13 protein-coding genes are annotated in these 15,099 nt (G+C 72.3%); 3 read left to right on the forward strand and 10 right to left on the reverse strand.

Annotated elements, in window-relative coordinates; all coding sequences use genetic code 11:
* Positions 1-133: 133 nt before the first annotated feature.
* The 3 genes from ACFV2J_RS15200 to ACFV2J_RS15210 all read right to left on the reverse strand — a co-directional run bounded on the left by ACFV2J_RS15200 (position 134) and on the right by ACFV2J_RS15210 (position 2,872).
* Positions 134-607 carry a hypothetical protein gene (locus ACFV2J_RS15200; RefSeq protein WP_385096672.1) on the reverse strand — a complete coding sequence of 158 codons (474 nt, stop codon included), beginning with the start codon at positions 605-607 and terminating at the stop codon, positions 134-136.
* 476 nt (positions 608-1,083) lie between these two features.
* Positions 1,084-1,848 carry an SDR family NAD(P)-dependent oxidoreductase gene (locus ACFV2J_RS15205; protein ID WP_385096676.1) on the reverse strand — a complete coding sequence of 255 codons (765 nt, stop codon included), beginning with the start codon at positions 1,846-1,848 and terminating at the stop codon, positions 1,084-1,086.
* A gap of 181 nt (positions 1,849-2,029) precedes the next feature.
* Positions 2,030-2,872, reverse strand: coding sequence for an IclR family transcriptional regulator (locus ACFV2J_RS15210; RefSeq protein WP_385096679.1), 843 nt, complete (start codon positions 2,870-2,872; stop codon positions 2,030-2,032).
* 166 nt (positions 2,873-3,038) lie between these two features.
* Here ACFV2J_RS15210 and ACFV2J_RS15215 point away from each other — a divergent pair, with 166 nt between their 5' ends.
* The 3 genes from ACFV2J_RS15215 (at position 3,039) to ACFV2J_RS15225 (ending at position 5,743) form a co-directional block, all read left to right on the forward strand.
* Entirely contained in the window at positions 3,039-4,223 is a 1,185-nt protein-coding gene (locus ACFV2J_RS15215) for an MFS transporter (protein ID WP_385096682.1), read from the forward strand.
* 465 nt (positions 4,224-4,688) lie between these two features.
* Positions 4,689-5,195, forward strand: coding sequence for a 4-oxalocrotonate tautomerase family protein (locus tag ACFV2J_RS15220; RefSeq protein ID WP_385087858.1), 507 nt, complete (start codon positions 4,689-4,691; stop codon positions 5,193-5,195).
* Positions 5,196-5,203: 8 nt separating this feature from the next.
* Positions 5,204-5,743, forward strand: coding sequence for a DUF302 domain-containing protein (locus ACFV2J_RS15225; RefSeq protein ID WP_385087860.1), 540 nt, complete (start codon positions 5,204-5,206; stop codon positions 5,741-5,743).
* Positions 5,744-5,819: 76 nt separating this feature from the next.
* On the opposite strand, the gene ACFV2J_RS15230 is transcribed toward ACFV2J_RS15225, so the two are convergent.
* The 7 genes from ACFV2J_RS15230 to ACFV2J_RS15260 all read right to left on the reverse strand — a co-directional run bounded on the left by ACFV2J_RS15230 (position 5,820) and on the right by ACFV2J_RS15260 (position 14,970).
* A complete protein-coding gene (locus ACFV2J_RS15230) occupies positions 5,820-7,994 on the reverse strand; it encodes a bifunctional serine/threonine-protein kinase/ABC transporter substrate-binding protein (protein ID WP_385438968.1) in 2,175 nt (724 codons plus the stop codon).
* Between the two features lie 2 nt (positions 7,995-7,996).
* Complete coding sequence (locus tag ACFV2J_RS15235) at positions 7,997-10,168, reverse strand: ABC transporter substrate-binding protein (protein WP_385438971.1); 2,172 nt, start codon at positions 10,166-10,168, stop codon at positions 7,997-7,999.
* Positions 10,165-10,980, reverse strand: a complete 816-nt coding sequence (locus ACFV2J_RS15240; RefSeq protein ID WP_385096653.1) for a hypothetical protein — start codon at positions 10,978-10,980, stop codon at positions 10,165-10,167. Before ACFV2J_RS15240 ends, ACFV2J_RS15235 begins: the two co-directional genes overlap by 4 nt.
* A 140-nt stretch (positions 10,981-11,120) precedes the next feature.
* Positions 11,121-11,795: a response regulator gene (locus ACFV2J_RS15245; RefSeq protein ID WP_385096651.1), complete on the reverse strand. Its 675-nt coding sequence runs from the start codon at positions 11,793-11,795 to the stop codon at positions 11,121-11,123.
* Complete coding sequence (locus tag ACFV2J_RS15250) at positions 11,792-13,084, reverse strand: sensor histidine kinase (protein WP_385096648.1); 1,293 nt, start codon at positions 13,082-13,084, stop codon at positions 11,792-11,794. Before ACFV2J_RS15250 ends, ACFV2J_RS15245 begins: the two co-directional genes overlap by 4 nt.
* A gap of 90 nt (positions 13,085-13,174) precedes the next feature.
* Positions 13,175-14,023 (reverse strand): ABC transporter permease, encoded by an 849-nt coding sequence (locus tag ACFV2J_RS15255; protein WP_385098122.1) that lies wholly within the window; start codon positions 14,021-14,023, stop codon positions 13,175-13,177.
* Positions 14,020-14,970: an ATP-binding cassette domain-containing protein gene (locus ACFV2J_RS15260; RefSeq protein WP_385098119.1), complete on the reverse strand. Its 951-nt coding sequence runs from the start codon at positions 14,968-14,970 to the stop codon at positions 14,020-14,022. The genes ACFV2J_RS15255 and ACFV2J_RS15260 overlap by 4 nt, the downstream gene beginning before the upstream one ends.
* Positions 14,971-15,099: the final 129 nt, after the last annotated feature.

Below are 15,099 nucleotides of genomic sequence, written 5' to 3' on the forward strand. Positions count from 1 at the left end.
CCACTCTCACCCCCCACCCCCCAAAACTATACACACCGTGTCTGTGTGTGCTGTTCTTTGTCTAAAATCCCCCCCCCCCCCCCGCCCCCCCCCGCGCCCCCGCCCCGTCCGGGCCTTGGTGGGCCACGTCCGGTCAGATGCCCATGGAGGCGAGTTCGATCGCGGAGCGGTGGTTCGCCGCCGCGGTCACCACGCAGGCACGGTAGGACCGGTTGTCCCTCACGACGAGGAAGTAGTCCTTGAGGTTCTTCCAGTAACTGAGCAGATACCCGACACCCGGCAGGAACCCGGGCGGCCGGGGGACCAGGGCGAAGGCCTCGGAGCACCGGAGGATCTCCCCGGTGGCCTGGGAGAGGACGTCGGCGACGTCGGGGTTCATGTTCCATCCCGCGGCCAGGTCGGCGTTCCAGATGGAGGCGGCGACCTCCCGCAGGTGTGCCTCCTCCTCCGGTGAGTAGTCACTCTGGCCCGAGGCGTTCACCGCCTTCGGGACCGTCGCCGCCGGGGCCGGACCGGTCGCCGTCGCGGCGGCCGTGCCCGAGGCGCCCAGGAGGAGCGCGGCCGTCGTGGCCGCCGCCACCGTGTACGTGAGCCGTCTGCCACCCATGCTGATCGGTCCCCTCTTCGGATGCGCCCGGGGCCTGCCGCCCCGGCGGATTGACGCTGTCATGTGCCGTACATACGGGTCAACGGCGACAATCTGCCAGGCGCGGCCGACGTCCGGTCCTTGACGGCGTCGGTGTCGGTGTCGGTGTCGGCGTCGGCGTCGGCGAAGGGGCGCGGCGGGGGAGGGGGGCGGGTCCGGGCGACCGGTGCCGGCAGACGCGCTGCCGGGAGGCCCGACGCCGGAGGCGCGGTACCGGAGGCGCGGTACCAGGCGCGGTACCGGGAGGCCGGGTCCGGGAGGCGGCCCGGAGGGCCGACGCCGGAACCGGGTTGGACTCGACGCCGGTCAACTCATCTTCGACGCAACGGACATGACAGGGGTCCCGGCAGATCCACGCGGGCCGGCCGTCAACTCCGTTGCCCGGTGCGGCGGCGGGCACGGCGCTCGTGACGCACCGGCAGCGGGCGAGTGTCGCCTCAGGCGGCGATGACGGCGGCGGTGGTGCGGCCGCCGTCGACGTCGAGCACGATGCCGTGCACGAACGAGGACTCGTCGGCGGCCAGGTACACGGCGGCGTCCGCGATCTCGCCGGGGGTGCCCATCCGCCCCGCGGGGGTGCCCTTCATCATGACCTCGGCGGGGTGCGCCTCGCCCGGTGCGGACTCCTGCACCACACCCGGGGAGATCGCGTTCACGCGCACGCCCAGCGGCCCGAACTCCGCCGCCCAGGCCCGGGTCAGCGTCTCCACCGCCCCCTTGGTGGAGCTGTAGAGCGCGGCGACCGGAATGCCCAGGCGGGCGATCCAGGAGCCCAGGTTGATGATGGCCCCGCCGCCGGCCTCCGCCATCGCGGGGGCGACCGCCGCGGTCAGGAAGAACGGGGCCTTCACGTTCACGGCATAGACCTGGTCGAAGGTCTTCTCGTCGGTGGCCGTCGTGACGTCGCCGGGGTAGATGCCGGCGTTGTTGACCAGGACGTCGACACGGCCGCCGAGGACCCGCGTCGCCTCCTGGGCCAGTGCCCGTGAGGCGGCGGCGCTGCCGTCCAGGTCGGCCCGTACGAAGTCGGCGCGGCCGCCGCGCGCGCGGATCCCCTCGACGACCTCCCGGCCCCGCTCGGCGCTGCGGCCGGAGACGGCGACGTGCGCCCCCTCACGTGCGAAGGCCTCCGCGATCGCCCGCCCGATGTTGCTGGTCGCCCCGGTCACCAGGGCGGTCCTGCCCTCAAGACGCATCGACATGATCACTCCGTTGCTCGGTTCTCCACCGTGGACACGCTCGGCCGTTGCGCACAGGGCCTACGGGCGAGCGGGGCCCTGGACGGCCAGGGCACGCGGTCCACTGTGCGAGGAAAAAATTGGACCCGCAAGTCCAAACTTTGGGCGCCCGACCGGGCCCGGAGCCCTGCTCACCGGAGGGCCCTCATCGCGGCACAGCCGGTGCACCACGGGGGACGGACCGGGCCGGGACCGCCCCCGGCCGTCTCTGCCGCAGACGGGCCGTGATCGCCTCGCCGGCCCGTTGGGCGACGTCCGCCAGCGGCTCCAGGCGCCGCGGGACCGTGGTCAGCACACACAGCGCTCCGACAGCGGCACCGCCCGCGCCCAGCAGCGGCACCGCCGCACAGCAGACCCCCTCCACGACCTCCCCGCGGTCGAAGGCGACGCCGCGCTCCCGGACGGCCGCCGCCTCGCGGGGCCAGGAAGCGGGCACGTCCGGGTCCGGGCGCGGGCCCGGACGCCCGGCGGCCTGGACCTTGCCCGCCGCCGTGAACCACGGCCAGGAGGCCACGTCCAGCAGAGGGGTGAGCGCGGTGTCCTGACCGGCCGTCCAGTCCAGGACGAGAGTCCGTCCCTCCCGCAGCACGCTGACGCCCACGGTCGCCCCGGTGGCCGCGACCAGACGCCGCACCGGCTCCCGGGCCGCGGTCCGCAGCCCGGGATACGGCTGCCACCCCTGCCCGAGCCGGAACATCCGCGGCCCCAACCGGTAGACGTCGGCGTGCCGTTCCACGGCGCCCAGTTCGGCCAACTGCCCCAGGAGCCGGTAGACCGTCGACTTCGGCAGTCCGCTCCGCGCCGCGAGGCTGGTCAACCCCGCCTGGCCCGCCTGGTCCAGCACCGCCATCACCTGGAACGCGCCCTCCAGCACCCCTCGTCCGCCCTGCCACGGCGCCGGTACGCGCGCCCCGTCCCGAAGCGTCTCGTGCGGCTCGCGCACCTGCCCGAAACCCTGCCCGAATCCTTGCCCGAAGCCCTGTCCCATGGAGCATCCCCCGTCGTCGTCACACGAGCACTGTGGCCACGTACGGCGGGCGGCGGATCAGTAACCACTACTCAACCGTCCCGCGCCTCGTCCTGCGCGCGGTACGTCCGGCACGCCGGGCACGCCGAACCGGTCCGGGGCGGCGCACGGGGTTACTGTCGGCGGCATGGACGGTGTTCGCCGAGGGTGGCGCCAGTGTTTGCTCGGCGGGACGGTGTTCGCGGTGTGCATGGCCGGCACCACACTGCCGACCCCGCTGTACACCCTCTACCAGCAGAAGTTCGGGTTCTCCGAGCTGATGGTCACCGTCGTGTACGCGGTGTACGCCTTCGGAGTCATCGGCGTGCTGCTGCTGGCCGGCAACGCCTCCGACGCCGTGGGCAGGCGACCGGTACTGCTGTGGGGCCTGGGGTTCGCGGCGGCCGGCGCCGTCTGCTTCCTGTGTGCCACCGGGCTGGGCTGGCTCTACGCGGGACGGTTGCTGTCCGGACTGTCCGCCGGTCTGTTCACCGGCGCCGCCACGGCCTACGTGATCGATCTGGCACCGCACGGCAGCGGCGCCCGGGCCACGCTCGTGGCGACGGCCGCCAACATGGGCGGTCTTGGCTGCGGTCCGCTGCTCGCGGGACTGCTGGCGCAGTACGCCCCGTGGCCGCTTTACCTGCCCTTCGCCGTACATCTCGTCCTGGTGGCCTGCTCGGTCATGGTCCTGCTGAGGCTGCCGGAGACCGTGGCGCAGCGGCGGTCGGCGCGTACGGTACGGCCACAACGGCCCGGCCTGCCCGCGCGGGTGCGGTCGGTCTTCGGACCGGCGGCGATCGCCGCGTTCGTGGGGTTCGCGCTGTTCGGTGTGTTCACGGCGGTCGGTCCGGCTTTCCTCGAACACTCCCTGGACGTGCACAGCCGCGCCGTGAGCGGGCTGGTCGTCGCCCTGGCCTTCTTCTCCTCGACCGCGGGGCAACTGGCCGTCGGTGTCATCGGGCCGGACCGGTCGCTGCCGGTGGGCTGCGCCGGACTCCTCGCGGGGCTGGCGCTGCTCGCGGGCGCGCTGCGGTGGGACCTGCTGGCGCTGGTGGTGCTGAGCGCGGTCGTCGGCGGGGCCGGACAGGGGCTCGCGTTCCGCGGGGCGCTGTCCACGGTGGCCCAGGCGTCCCCCGACGACCAGCGCGCGGCGGTCATCTCCCTGCTGTTCGTGGTGGCGTACGTGGGCATCTCGGTGCCGGTGATCGGCGCGGGAGTGCTGGCGGACCGGATCGGACTGGAGGGCGCCGGGCTGGTGTTCATCGCGTGCATGGCCGTCCTGGTCTCCGTCGCAGGCCTCTACCTGCTCCGGCGGCCGGCCACGCCCTAAGGGCTGTCCCGTAATCCCCGGTGGATCAGCGCGCGGCGTCGGATGCGGTGCATCGCAAGGCGGAGGGTCGTCCTCATACTGGGTGTATTCGGGCGATCCGACAACGCGGCGAGGTGCCGTAGCTGTCGTCGTGCGCCCGCCGGGGATTACGGGACAGCCCTTAGGCGCGTTGAGCACGAGCGTGGCCGACGCCCGGCGCCGGGACGAAACGCTCTTCGAAGCGACTGCTCCAGGTTCTTCGAATCCGTTGGTGACGCGCTCGAAGTGGGCTTCGCGCATGCGTAGGAGCGCGTCAACGGTGTATGACTCCGGATTCCTGTCCACGAGGACGTGATGTGTCGGGCGCGGGACAATGAGCGATCTTCAGCAAGGGATTCCTGTCGGTGTTCGCCGAGGTGACAGCCAGACCCAGCCGTCATCCTGCGAGTTGCCGAGGCCGGGAACGTTCGTAGAGTGGAAGGAGGGGTGGAGGGGGAATGGGAGGCGGCGGCCATGGTTTTCGTACGCGTACACGTGATGAAAGATAAATTGAGTGCGGAACGAAAGCGTGAACTCGGCGACAAATTGATCGCGGCTGTGGCGGAGGTTGAGAAACTCCGAAACACGCCACGTCACCAGCAGACGTCGTGGGTTCAGTACTACGAATTCGATCCCGATAACTGGTACAATCCGCATTGCCTTGGTGATCCGTCTGCGCAGTGGCAGGTCGATGTGATAGCTCCACGGAAGCTTCTGCCGACTCCGGAAGACACCAAACTGGTTCTGGAGAAGGTCACAGCCGCAGTCCGTTCCGTCAGCGGAGAAGGCCTGTTGCCCGCCCGGGGGCCATGGGTGCATGTATACGTGATCCCTGATCTGTGTTGGGGCATGGATGGCAGGATTCCTAACTGGGACGGCTGGCGGGCTTACTTCGAGGCGGGTACGCAGGAGGAAGTCGACCGTGCACTTGCCACGGTCTTCGGGAAAGATTAGAGAGAACCGTGGCCCAATCATCGAATGGCAGGATCGAAACGATCTCGCACCGGGTCGATCGGCTGACGGTACAGGTCGACGACTCGTTCGACGAATTCAGGAATCGCTACGAGCGGGCAGTTCCCGTCTTCGAGAGTAAACGGTTCGCCGCCCTCGTCGAGAAGGGCGTCGACTGGCAGACCATTCTTGAGGCCACCGCGGAGAACGCGCCGCATGACTGGATCATCTACTGGTCCCACGACTTCACGTCGATGATGCGTCTCGCCGGGGACAGGGGCCGTTGCGTCGAATACCTCATGGGTAATCACACCATGGCGCAAAGAATGTACCGCTACAACCCGGCCATTCTGCTCTATGCCCCCCTGCGCACAGCCATCGTGGAAGACGCCGACGATGTCGCGTGGTTCACCGTCGACCAGCCCAGCACCCGGTTCGGCAGCTTCAACACACCTCAAATCACCAAGGTGGGACTCGAGTTGGATCACAAGCTCGCCGCGTTGCTTCAGCACCTCGATGCTCCCGTGCCGGCCGCGCTCACCGATTGTTGATCTCGGATGCTCGAATGATCGACGAACCGTCACGCCGAAGGAGACGAGGCCCTGGGCGTCCTGGCGTGTCCCCGGGTCAGGTCTTCCCGAGCCGGTCGTAGCGGCCCAGGAAGTCCGGCTTGCCGTCGTGCACACGGTGGACGAAGAGGCCCTCGACCCACTGGAACTCGTCGGTCACGGTGTTGAACGCGATGGTCTTGGCGAGCCCCTTGTAGGTGGTCGTGCGGAGCCTGCGGATCATGGCTCCGCGCTCGACCCCGACGCCGCCCAGCTGGCGCAGCGCCTCGGCGACGAAGAACAGCGCGTCGTACGCCTCCACCGCGAAGCGCTCGACGGCGCGAACCCCGAAGCGTTTCCGGTACGACGTCACGAAGCCGGCCGCGCCGGGCAGTCGGGCCGGGTCCACATAGGTCGTGCTGATCACCCAGCCCTCGGCCGCGGTGCCCGCCTCCTTGAGGAACGCGGGCTCCAGGACCGGTTGCGGTGCCATGCGGGTGCCCCGGAATCCGGCCCGTTCCAGCGCGCGGGCGCACCGGGCGGCCCGGTGCGGTGAAGAGCCCGCGTACACCACGGCCTGCGCCCTGGACGCGGTCACGGCGGCGGCGACGGTGTCGAAGTCCTCGCTGTCCGCGGCGACGACCTGGGTCGTGGTGGTGCCGTCGGCGGGCGGGAACGTGGTCAGGTCCTTGACGATCTGCCAGCTGGAGCGGCTGGCCGCCCGGTCGTCGACCAGGGCGGTCCTGAGGCTCTTCTCGGTGTGGGTGAGGTAATGGATGAAGCACGAGGACAGTGAGTACTCGTCAGGCCGGAGCTGGAAGAAGGCGCGGGTGCCGGTCTTCGAGAACCGGCCCGCGCCGGACGAGACGGTCACGAGGGGCAGCAGGGCCTGCTCGTACCGGGCGAGGGCGGCCCGGGTCGAGGCGTCGCCGGTCGGGCCGATGACGGCGTACACGTCGTGGTCGGCGGCGAACCTTCCGGCCACCTCCCGGGCCCGCCCGGCCGTCCCCGCGTCGTCGACGACCTTGAGGGCCAGATCGAAGGCGCGGCCGTCGCGGGGGCGGGAGTTGAAGTGCTCCACGGCCAGCCGCGCACCCCGTTCCTGGGCCCGGCCGTCCGCCCTGCCCGGTCCGGACAGGTCCGCGTGCAGCCCGACGACGTACCGGGGCAGAGGTCCGGAACCGGTCGTGCCGTCGCTGCCCGCCGCGGGTCTGGAGGCGGCCCAGGCCGCCAGCCCGCCGCCCGCGAGGACCACTCCGGCCGCCGAGCCCAGCGTCAGCACGCGACGCCGAGAGAGGCCGGGCCGCTCCGGCGGCAGCACGAGCGTGGCGGGCCCGGGATCGGGCAGGGCCAGGACGGCGGCCGAGCGTTCCGCGATCAGCCGGGGCAGTGCGGACGGCAGCCAGTCGTCCTCCGGTCCGTCCGTGCCGGAGAGGGCCTCCGCCACCTCCCGCGCGGTGGGTCTGTCCCGCGGGTCCTTGGCGAGACAGACCGTCAGCATCGGGACGAGGGCCCGCGGTACGGCGTCCAGGTCCGGTTCCTCGTGGACCGTGCGGAAGACGACCGCGGCCGGAGTGCCGGTACCGTACGGACGGCGGCCGGTCGCCGCGTACGCCAGGGCGCAGCCCAGCGAGAAGACATCGCTCGGCGGGCCGACGTCACCGGCCCGCGCCTGTTCGGGCGAGAGGTAGCCGGGCGAGCCGATGACCACGCCGCTCGCGGTCAGCGCGGTGGCACCGGTGGAACGGGCGATGCCGAAGTCGATCAGCCGGGGTCCGTCCAGGGCGAGCAGGATGTTGCCCGGCTTGACGTCCCGGTGCACCAGACCCGCGGCGTGCACCTCGGCGAGCGCTTCGGCCAGCCGGGAGCCCAGGGCGCGGACCGTGCGGTGGGGCAACGGCCCGTGCAGCGTGACCGCCTCGGCCAGCGAGGGACCCGGCACGAAGGCGGTCGCCAGCCAGGGCTCGCGGGCGCCGGGGTCCGCGGCGGTGACCGGGACCACCCACCGCCCGGTGAGTCCGCCCGCCGCCTCGGCCTCGCGCCTGAACCGGGCCCGGAAGCCGTCGTCGGCCGCGTACTCCTCGCGGATCACCTTCAGCGCGACCAGCGCCCCGCCCGTCGAACGGGCGAGATAGACCACGCCCATGCCGCCCGCGCCGAGCCGGCCGAGCAGCCGGTGACCGCCGACGAAGGGCGGGTCACCCGGCTTGAGCGCGTGCACGGCCGCGTGTTCGCCGGGGCGCACACCGCTCATCGCTACACCTCGGAGGGCGCGGGGCCGACGAAGCGGAACCTGCCGCCCTCGACCCGGTGCAGGAAGACACCCCAGCCGGCGAACGAACCGTCCTCCGGCTTGAACGAGAACTCCTTGGTGATGCCCTTGTATCGGCTCTTGCGCAACAGGCCCAGCAACTCCTGGCGTTTCGGCGGCCGTCCGCCCTTCGTGGCCTTCACGAGCTCCTGGACGACGAGGTTGACGGTGTCGTACGCCTCGGCCGCGTAGTAGCCGGGCGCGGCACCGAAACGTCTACGGAAGGCGGCGGTGAAGGCCGCCGCGGCGGGCACGGCGGACGGGTCGACGAAGGAGGCGGTCAGCAGCCATCCCTCGGCCGCTTCACCGGCCAGCTCCAGGAACGCCGGGTCGATCACGGCCTGCGGGGTGAGCCGGGGGCCGTCGAAGCCGGCCGCCGCGAGTCCCCGGGCCACCCGGGCGCCGCCCCGCGCGTCACCGGCGTAGATGAAGGAGCCGATGCCGGACCGCAGCATGTCGGCGATGACGGGTCCCACGTCGTCGGTGTGCGCCGGGATCACCCGCGGATAGGCCGGCCGGCCCAGCCGGCGCAGCATGATGGCGTTGATCGACGCGGACTCCTGGGCGTACGTCTGCGCGGTGCGGTCCTGGAGCAGACCGGGCCGCAGCGCTCCCTTCTGCTTCATGAGATAGATGCTGATCGGGAGGGCGACGGCCGCGTCACTGGGGCGGCAGTGCACGAAGGACCGGTACTGCTGGGAGGTCAGGATCAGTCCGCCGGCCGAGACGCACAGCACCGGCAGCAGAGCCTCGTCGTACGCGCCGAGGACCGCGCTCGCCGCCTCGTCGGTGGTCGGGCCGAGCACCGCGAGCACGTCGGTGTCCTGGATCAGTTTCCTGGCGGCGCCCGGCGCACGCCCGGCGCCGCCCCCGTCGTCCGCGGTCTTCAGCGTCAGCTCGAACGGCTTGTCCGCACGGGAGTTGAACTGTTCGACCGCCAGCCGCGCGCCGCGCTCCTGCGCCTGCCCCGCCACCTTCCGCGCCCCGCTCAGATCGGCCTGCACCCCGACGGCCCAGCGGCCGGCCCGCGCCTGCGGTGTCCCCGGACCGCCGTCGTCGCGCAGGACGGCCCAGGCCGCGGTGCCGCCACCGGCGAGGAGCACCGCCGCTCCGGACGCCAGCACGAGCAGGCGCCGCCGGCCGGGCGCCGCCCGCTCCGCGTCCCCCGGCGCCGGTACGGCGGTCGGCTCGATGTCCGGGAGCGCCAGCATCTCGGACGAGCGGTCGGCGATGGCCCGTACGACGTCCTCGGGCAGCCAGTCGATCCGGCCGCCCTCGGGGATCGCGTCCTCCACCGGCAGCAGCGCGCCGAGCCGCTCGGGCGTCGGGCGGTTCGCCGGGTCCTTCGCCAGGCACCGGCGCAGCAGGGGCAGCAGCCCGGCGTCCTCGGCGTCCTCCTCGGCTCCGAGGCCCGTCAGGTCGGGTTCGTCGTGGACCGTGCGGTAGAGCAGCGCGTCCGCGGTGCCGGTGCCGAACGGCGGACGGCCGGTCGCCGCGTACGCCAGCAGACAGCCCAGCGAGAAGATGTCGCTCGCCGGTCCCACCGCCGCGCCCCGTGCCTCGGCCTGCTCGGGGGAGAGGAAGCCGGGTGTGCCGACGACCAGGTCGGTGGAGGTGATCGCGGTCTCGTCGGCCGCGCGGGCGATCCCGAAGTCGATGAGGCGGGGGCCGTCCACGGCGAGCAGGACGTTGGCGGGCTTGACGTCGCGGTGCACCAGCCCGGCGGAGTGCACCTCGCGCAGCGCGGCGGCGAGCATCCCGGCCAGGACCCGCACGCTCCGGACGGGCAGCGGGCCGTGACGGGCGACCGCCTCCTCGAGCGAGGGGCCGGGCACGAAGGCGGTGGCCAGCCAGGGTGCCGCCGCGTCGGGGTCGGCGCCGGTGACCGGCACCGCCCAGGGACTGACCACCCGGCGGGCCGCCTCGACCTCGCGGCGGAACCGGGCCCGGAAGTCCGGCTCGTCCGCGTACTCGGCCTGGATGACCTTGACGGCGGCCAGCGCCCCGGCTTCCGTACGGCCGAGGTAGACCACGCCCATGCCGCCCGCGCCGAGGCGGGCCAGCAGCCGGTGTCCGCCGACGGAGGAGGGGTCGGTGGGGAGCAGACGCCCGGTCACCGCGGTCCCTCCAGCTCGCTCTGGGCGAGGCTCACCATCTGGGCGGCTCCCTGTTGCAGCGCGGCGTCGACCTCGTCACCGGACCGGCCCTTGGCACCCCTGCCGACGACGGCCACGGTGACCTGGGCCAGCCGGCTCTGGACCCAGTAGTAGTAGTAAGGGCCGCCGAGTTCCTCGCTGGAGTACTTGCCGCCTTCCGTGAGGGTGTCCTCGGCGGTGGAGTTGCCCAGCAGTCCGAAGTCCGACCCCTGCGAGAGCAGTCCGCTGATCCGTTCGCCCTGGCGCAGTTGCTGGTCGGGGCAGCGCAGCGCCTCCTCCAGGGTCTCGGCCATCTCCCACTCGGCGTCCCGCACGGTCCGGTGCACGGTGACGACGGCCGCGACCCGGACCGGGCCCTTGCCGGGCTCCGCGGGCAGTTCGCTGTAGCGGGTGAGGGTGGCGAGTACCGTCGCGGGCAGTGCCTCGCGCTGCCAGACACAGTGCGTGTCGAGCACGGGCCACTCGCCGGGATCGCTTTCGTACGGGGTGCGCTTGACGAAGCCGGGGCCCCAGTCGACGGGCGCCGCCGCGACGGCGCGGGCCAGGCGTGCGCCCTGTGCGCGGGTGTGCGGGGCGCGGCCGGGATCGGGTCTGAAGTCCAGCCGGGTGGTGCTGGGGGCCGGGGCTGAGGTGGCGCCCTTGCCGCGGTTCGCGGTCGCGTTCCGGGAAGCGGTGGGTTCGGTGTCCGCGCTCCCCGGCCCCGAACAGGCGGCCAGCAACAGCCCCGTGGCTAAGACTCCGCAGCACAGCCACACCGGTCTCCGGTACGCCATCGACGCCCCCATCCGCACGGATGTTCCCCACAGCGAGCGTAGCGACTATGCCTCCGGGACACTACGAGGCCGTCCGGGTCCGTTCCTCCGCCGGCGCCACGCGACGGCCGGCGGACAACCGGCCCCGTCTCCCGGCCGGGTCACGCGGTGCTGTTGGGGCGGGCGAGGCCCAGGTCGTAGGCGAAGATGACCGCCTGGACCCGGTCGCGCGCGCCGATCTTCGCGAGGACCCGGCCGACGTGGGTCTTGACGGTGGACTCCGACAGGACGAGACGCGCGGCGATCTCCCCGTTGCTCCAGCCCCTGCCGATGGCCACCAGGATCTCCCGCTCGCGGTCGGTGAGGGAGCGCAGCCTCGGGTCGGCGTCCGCGTCCGCCGCGCCCTGACCGGGCAGGTGCTGGGCGTACGCGTCGAGGAGACGCCGGGTCAGGGCGGGGGCGATGACGGCGTCCCCCGCGGCGACGGCGCGGATGCCCGCCAACAGCTCCTCGGGGCGGGCGTCCTTGAGGAGGAAGCCGCTCGCCCCGGCGCGCAGGGCCGCGTGGGCGTACTCGTCCAGGTCGAAGGTCGTCAGTACGAGGACCCGGGAGCGGCCGCCCGTGGCGATGATCCGGCGGGTGGCCTCGATACCGTCCATGCCCGGCATCCGGACGTCCATGAGGACCACGTCGGGGCGCAGTTCCGCGGCCTTGCGCACGGCCTCGGCGCCGTGCGCGGCCTCGCCCGCCACCTCGGTGTCGGGGACGGACTCCAGCAGCATGCGGAAGCCGAAGCGCTGGAGGGGCTGGTCGTCCACGATGAGCACGGTGGTCAAGGGGTGCCGCCTTCGGAGCCGGGGAGCGGGGTGAGATCCAGGGTCGCCCGTACGGTCCATCCACCGCCGGGCCGGGGTACCGGCCCCGCGTCGACCGTGCCGCCGTAGAGCGCCGCACGTTCGCGCATGCCGGCGAGCCCGTGCCCTTCCTCGTTCGGGGGACCGGCGGGCCGCGGGCCGCCCGGTGACCCGGTGTCCTGGACCCGGATCCGTACCCGCGCGCCCTCCACGGCGATCGTGAGGTGGATGCGGGTGTCGGCTCCGGCGTGCTTGAGGCTGTTGGTCAGCGCTTCCTGGACGATCCGGTAGACCGTCAGCTGTACGCCGCCGTCCAGCGCGTCCGTGTCACCGGCCGTCCGATAGGTGATCAGGGGGCCGGCGGAGCGGATGCGCGCACAGAGCGCGTCGATGTCGGTGATGCCCGGCTGGGGACTGAGCGCGGGAGCCTCGGCCTCCTCGCGCAGCACGCCGAGCATTCGGCGCAGTTCACCCAGGGCCTGGCGGCCGGTGTCGCCGATGAGCAGCAGCGCCTGCTTGCCCCGTTCGGGGGTGACGTCGCAGGCGTAGACCCCGGCGTCGGCGAGAGTGATCATGACGGCGAGGTTGTGGCCGACGATGTCGTGCATCTCGCGGGCCACCCGGGTGCGTTCGGTGGCCGCCGCCAGTCTGCTGCGCTGGTCGCGTTCGATCTCCAGCCGGGCCGCCCGCTCCCGCAGCCCGGCGAGCTGGGCCCGTCGGATGCGCACCGCCATCCCCATGGCGACGGCCGCGATCGCCGTGCTGAACAGGAAGAACAGCGCGTCCCAGACGGACACCACGGCGGAGGCCCGCACGGCGACCAGGACCAGGCCGACGGCCGTGACGGCGCAGGCCCACGCCAGATGCCGCAGCGTTCCGTGCAGCGTCAGGCTGTACAGGGCGATCAGCAGGGCGACGTCGGCGCGCAGCAGCACACCGAGCGACCACTGGAGGAGGAAGACCGCCGTGATGACGGCGAAGGCCGCGGTCGGATTCCTGCGCCGCCACAGGAGCGGCAGCACCAGTCCCGCCTGCAACGCCAGCATCCCGGCGAGCGGCGGGCGGGTGAACCGCGCGGCCAGCTCGCGCCGCCCGTCGTGCCCGTGCACCAGGTCCGCCAGACAGAACATCAGGAAGACCAGGACGACCACGGCCGTGTCCAGTACCCACGGACGCGCCCGGTCCGCCTGCCGCAGCCACTGTCCGCCGCGGGTCAGCCGGGCGAACAGCGGGCTCATACCGGCGGTGTCGTCGGCGGTCACGGATGTCACCTGTCCATCGTGGGCGAGGCATGCCGGTGCGGCACCCGGATGAGCCGGGTACCGCACCGACAGCGGACGTTACGCGTGGCGTGCGGGCCGTCAGGCGTCGCTGCGCACCAGCCGGTAGGCGGCTCCGGCCAGCGCCAGCACGGTCCAGCCGAGGAAGACGACGAGCCCGGCGGTGGGCGACAGGGTGGTGCTGTCGTGGGTGAGGGCGAACATCGACTCGCCCGCGTTGCTGGGCAGGTACGGGCTGATGTCGTCCTGCCAGGAACTCGGCAGGAGCGAGATCAGGCCGGGGACCAGCATCAGCGCGCCGACCAGCACCGAGATGCCGCCCGCCACCGAGCGCAGCAGCGCGCCGAGGGCGGCGCCGATCACACCGACCAGACCGAGGTAGAGGCCCGCGCCCAGCAGGCTGCGCACCACACCCGGGTGCGAGAAGGTCATGGCCGCGCTCGTACCGGACACGATCTGGCTCGCGAACAGGAAGGCGACGAACGCGCCGACGGTGCCCACGGCGAGGGAGACCAGCCCGAACACGGCCGACTTGGACCAGAGCACCGGCAGCCGGCGCGGGACCGCGGCCAGCGTGGAGCGGATCATGCCGGTGGAGTACTCGCCCGCCGTCACGAGCACGCCCAGGACACCCAGCGCCAGCTGCGCGAAGTTCGTGCCGAACAGCGACAGGCTGACGGCGGTGGAGTGGGCGAAGTCCGGGTCCATGTGGTGGCCGGAGTTGATCCTCGACTTGAACTGGGCCGCGGCGATCAGGCCGAAGGCGACGAGGAAGACGAGGCCGAGGCCGAGCGTGATCCAGGTCGAGCGCAGGGACCACAGCTTGGCCCACTCCGAGTGCAGCACCCGGCGTCCGGTCACCCGGTAGTCGGGGCGGGTGACGGGTGCGGGGAGCGGAGCGGAGGTCTCGGTCGCGGTGATGGTGCTCATGCGGCCCTCCCGGGGGTCTCGACGCCGGCGCCGGTCGCGGTGGTGGAGCCGTGGTACTCGACGGCATCCCTGGTCAGGTCCATGAAGGCCTCTTCCAGGGACACGGACTTCGCGCTCAGTTCGAACAGCGCGATGCCGTGTTCGGCCGCCTTCAGTCCGATCTGGCGTGCCGTCACACCCGTCACGTGCAGTTCCTCGGAGCCCGCGTGGCCGGTGATGTCGACGCCGGGACCGGCCAGCACCTCCCGCAGCCGGGCGGGATCGGCGGTGGCCACCTTCACGGTGTCGCCGCCCACCTCGCGGATCAGGTCGTGCACGGTGGTGTCGGCCAGCAGCCGGCCCCGTCCCACGATGATCAGGTGGTCCGCCACCAGCGCGACCTCGGTCATGAGGTGCGAGGAGACGAAGACGGTACGGCCCTCGGCGGCGAGCTCGGTGAGGAGATTGCGGATCCAGAGCACGCCCTCGGGGTCGAGACCGTTGACCGGCTCGTCCAGCATGACCGTCTGCGGATCGCCCAGCAGGGCCGCGGCGATGCCGAGGCGCTGGCCCATGCCGAGCGAGAACGCGCCCGCCCGCTTCCTGGCCACGCTGCCGAGCCCGGCCAGCTCGATGACCTCGTCGACCCGGCGGCGGGGGATGCCGTGGGTGAGCGCGAGCGCGAGGAGGTGGTTGTACGCCGAACGGCCGGGGTGGATCGACTTGGCCTCCAGCAGCGCGCCGACCTCCTGGAGGGGAGCGGCGTGCTGGGCGTAGCGGCGGCCACCGACCCGTACGGAGCCACTGCTCGGGGCGTCCAGCCCGACGATCAGGCGCATGGTGGTCGACTTCCCCGCGCCGTTGGGCCCCAGGAAGCCGGTGACGGTGCCGGGCCGGACGACGAAGTCGAGATGGTCGACCGCCGTCTTCTCCCCGTACCGCTTGGTCAGCTGCTGTGCCTCGATCATCGCTCTCCCTCGCGTCCGGGCGCCACACCGGTTCTGGAGCGCCTCACCTGCGACGTTAGACGCCAGGGACCCCACGAGCCGTGGTACCGGGGGGTGAACTACGGCCATCGGGTGGTACCGCGGTACCAC

It is taken from the genome of Streptomyces sp. NPDC059668, from assembly GCF_042734135.1.
In the GTDB taxonomy this organism is placed as follows: Bacteria; Actinomycetota; Actinomycetes; order Streptomycetales; family Streptomycetaceae; genus Streptomyces.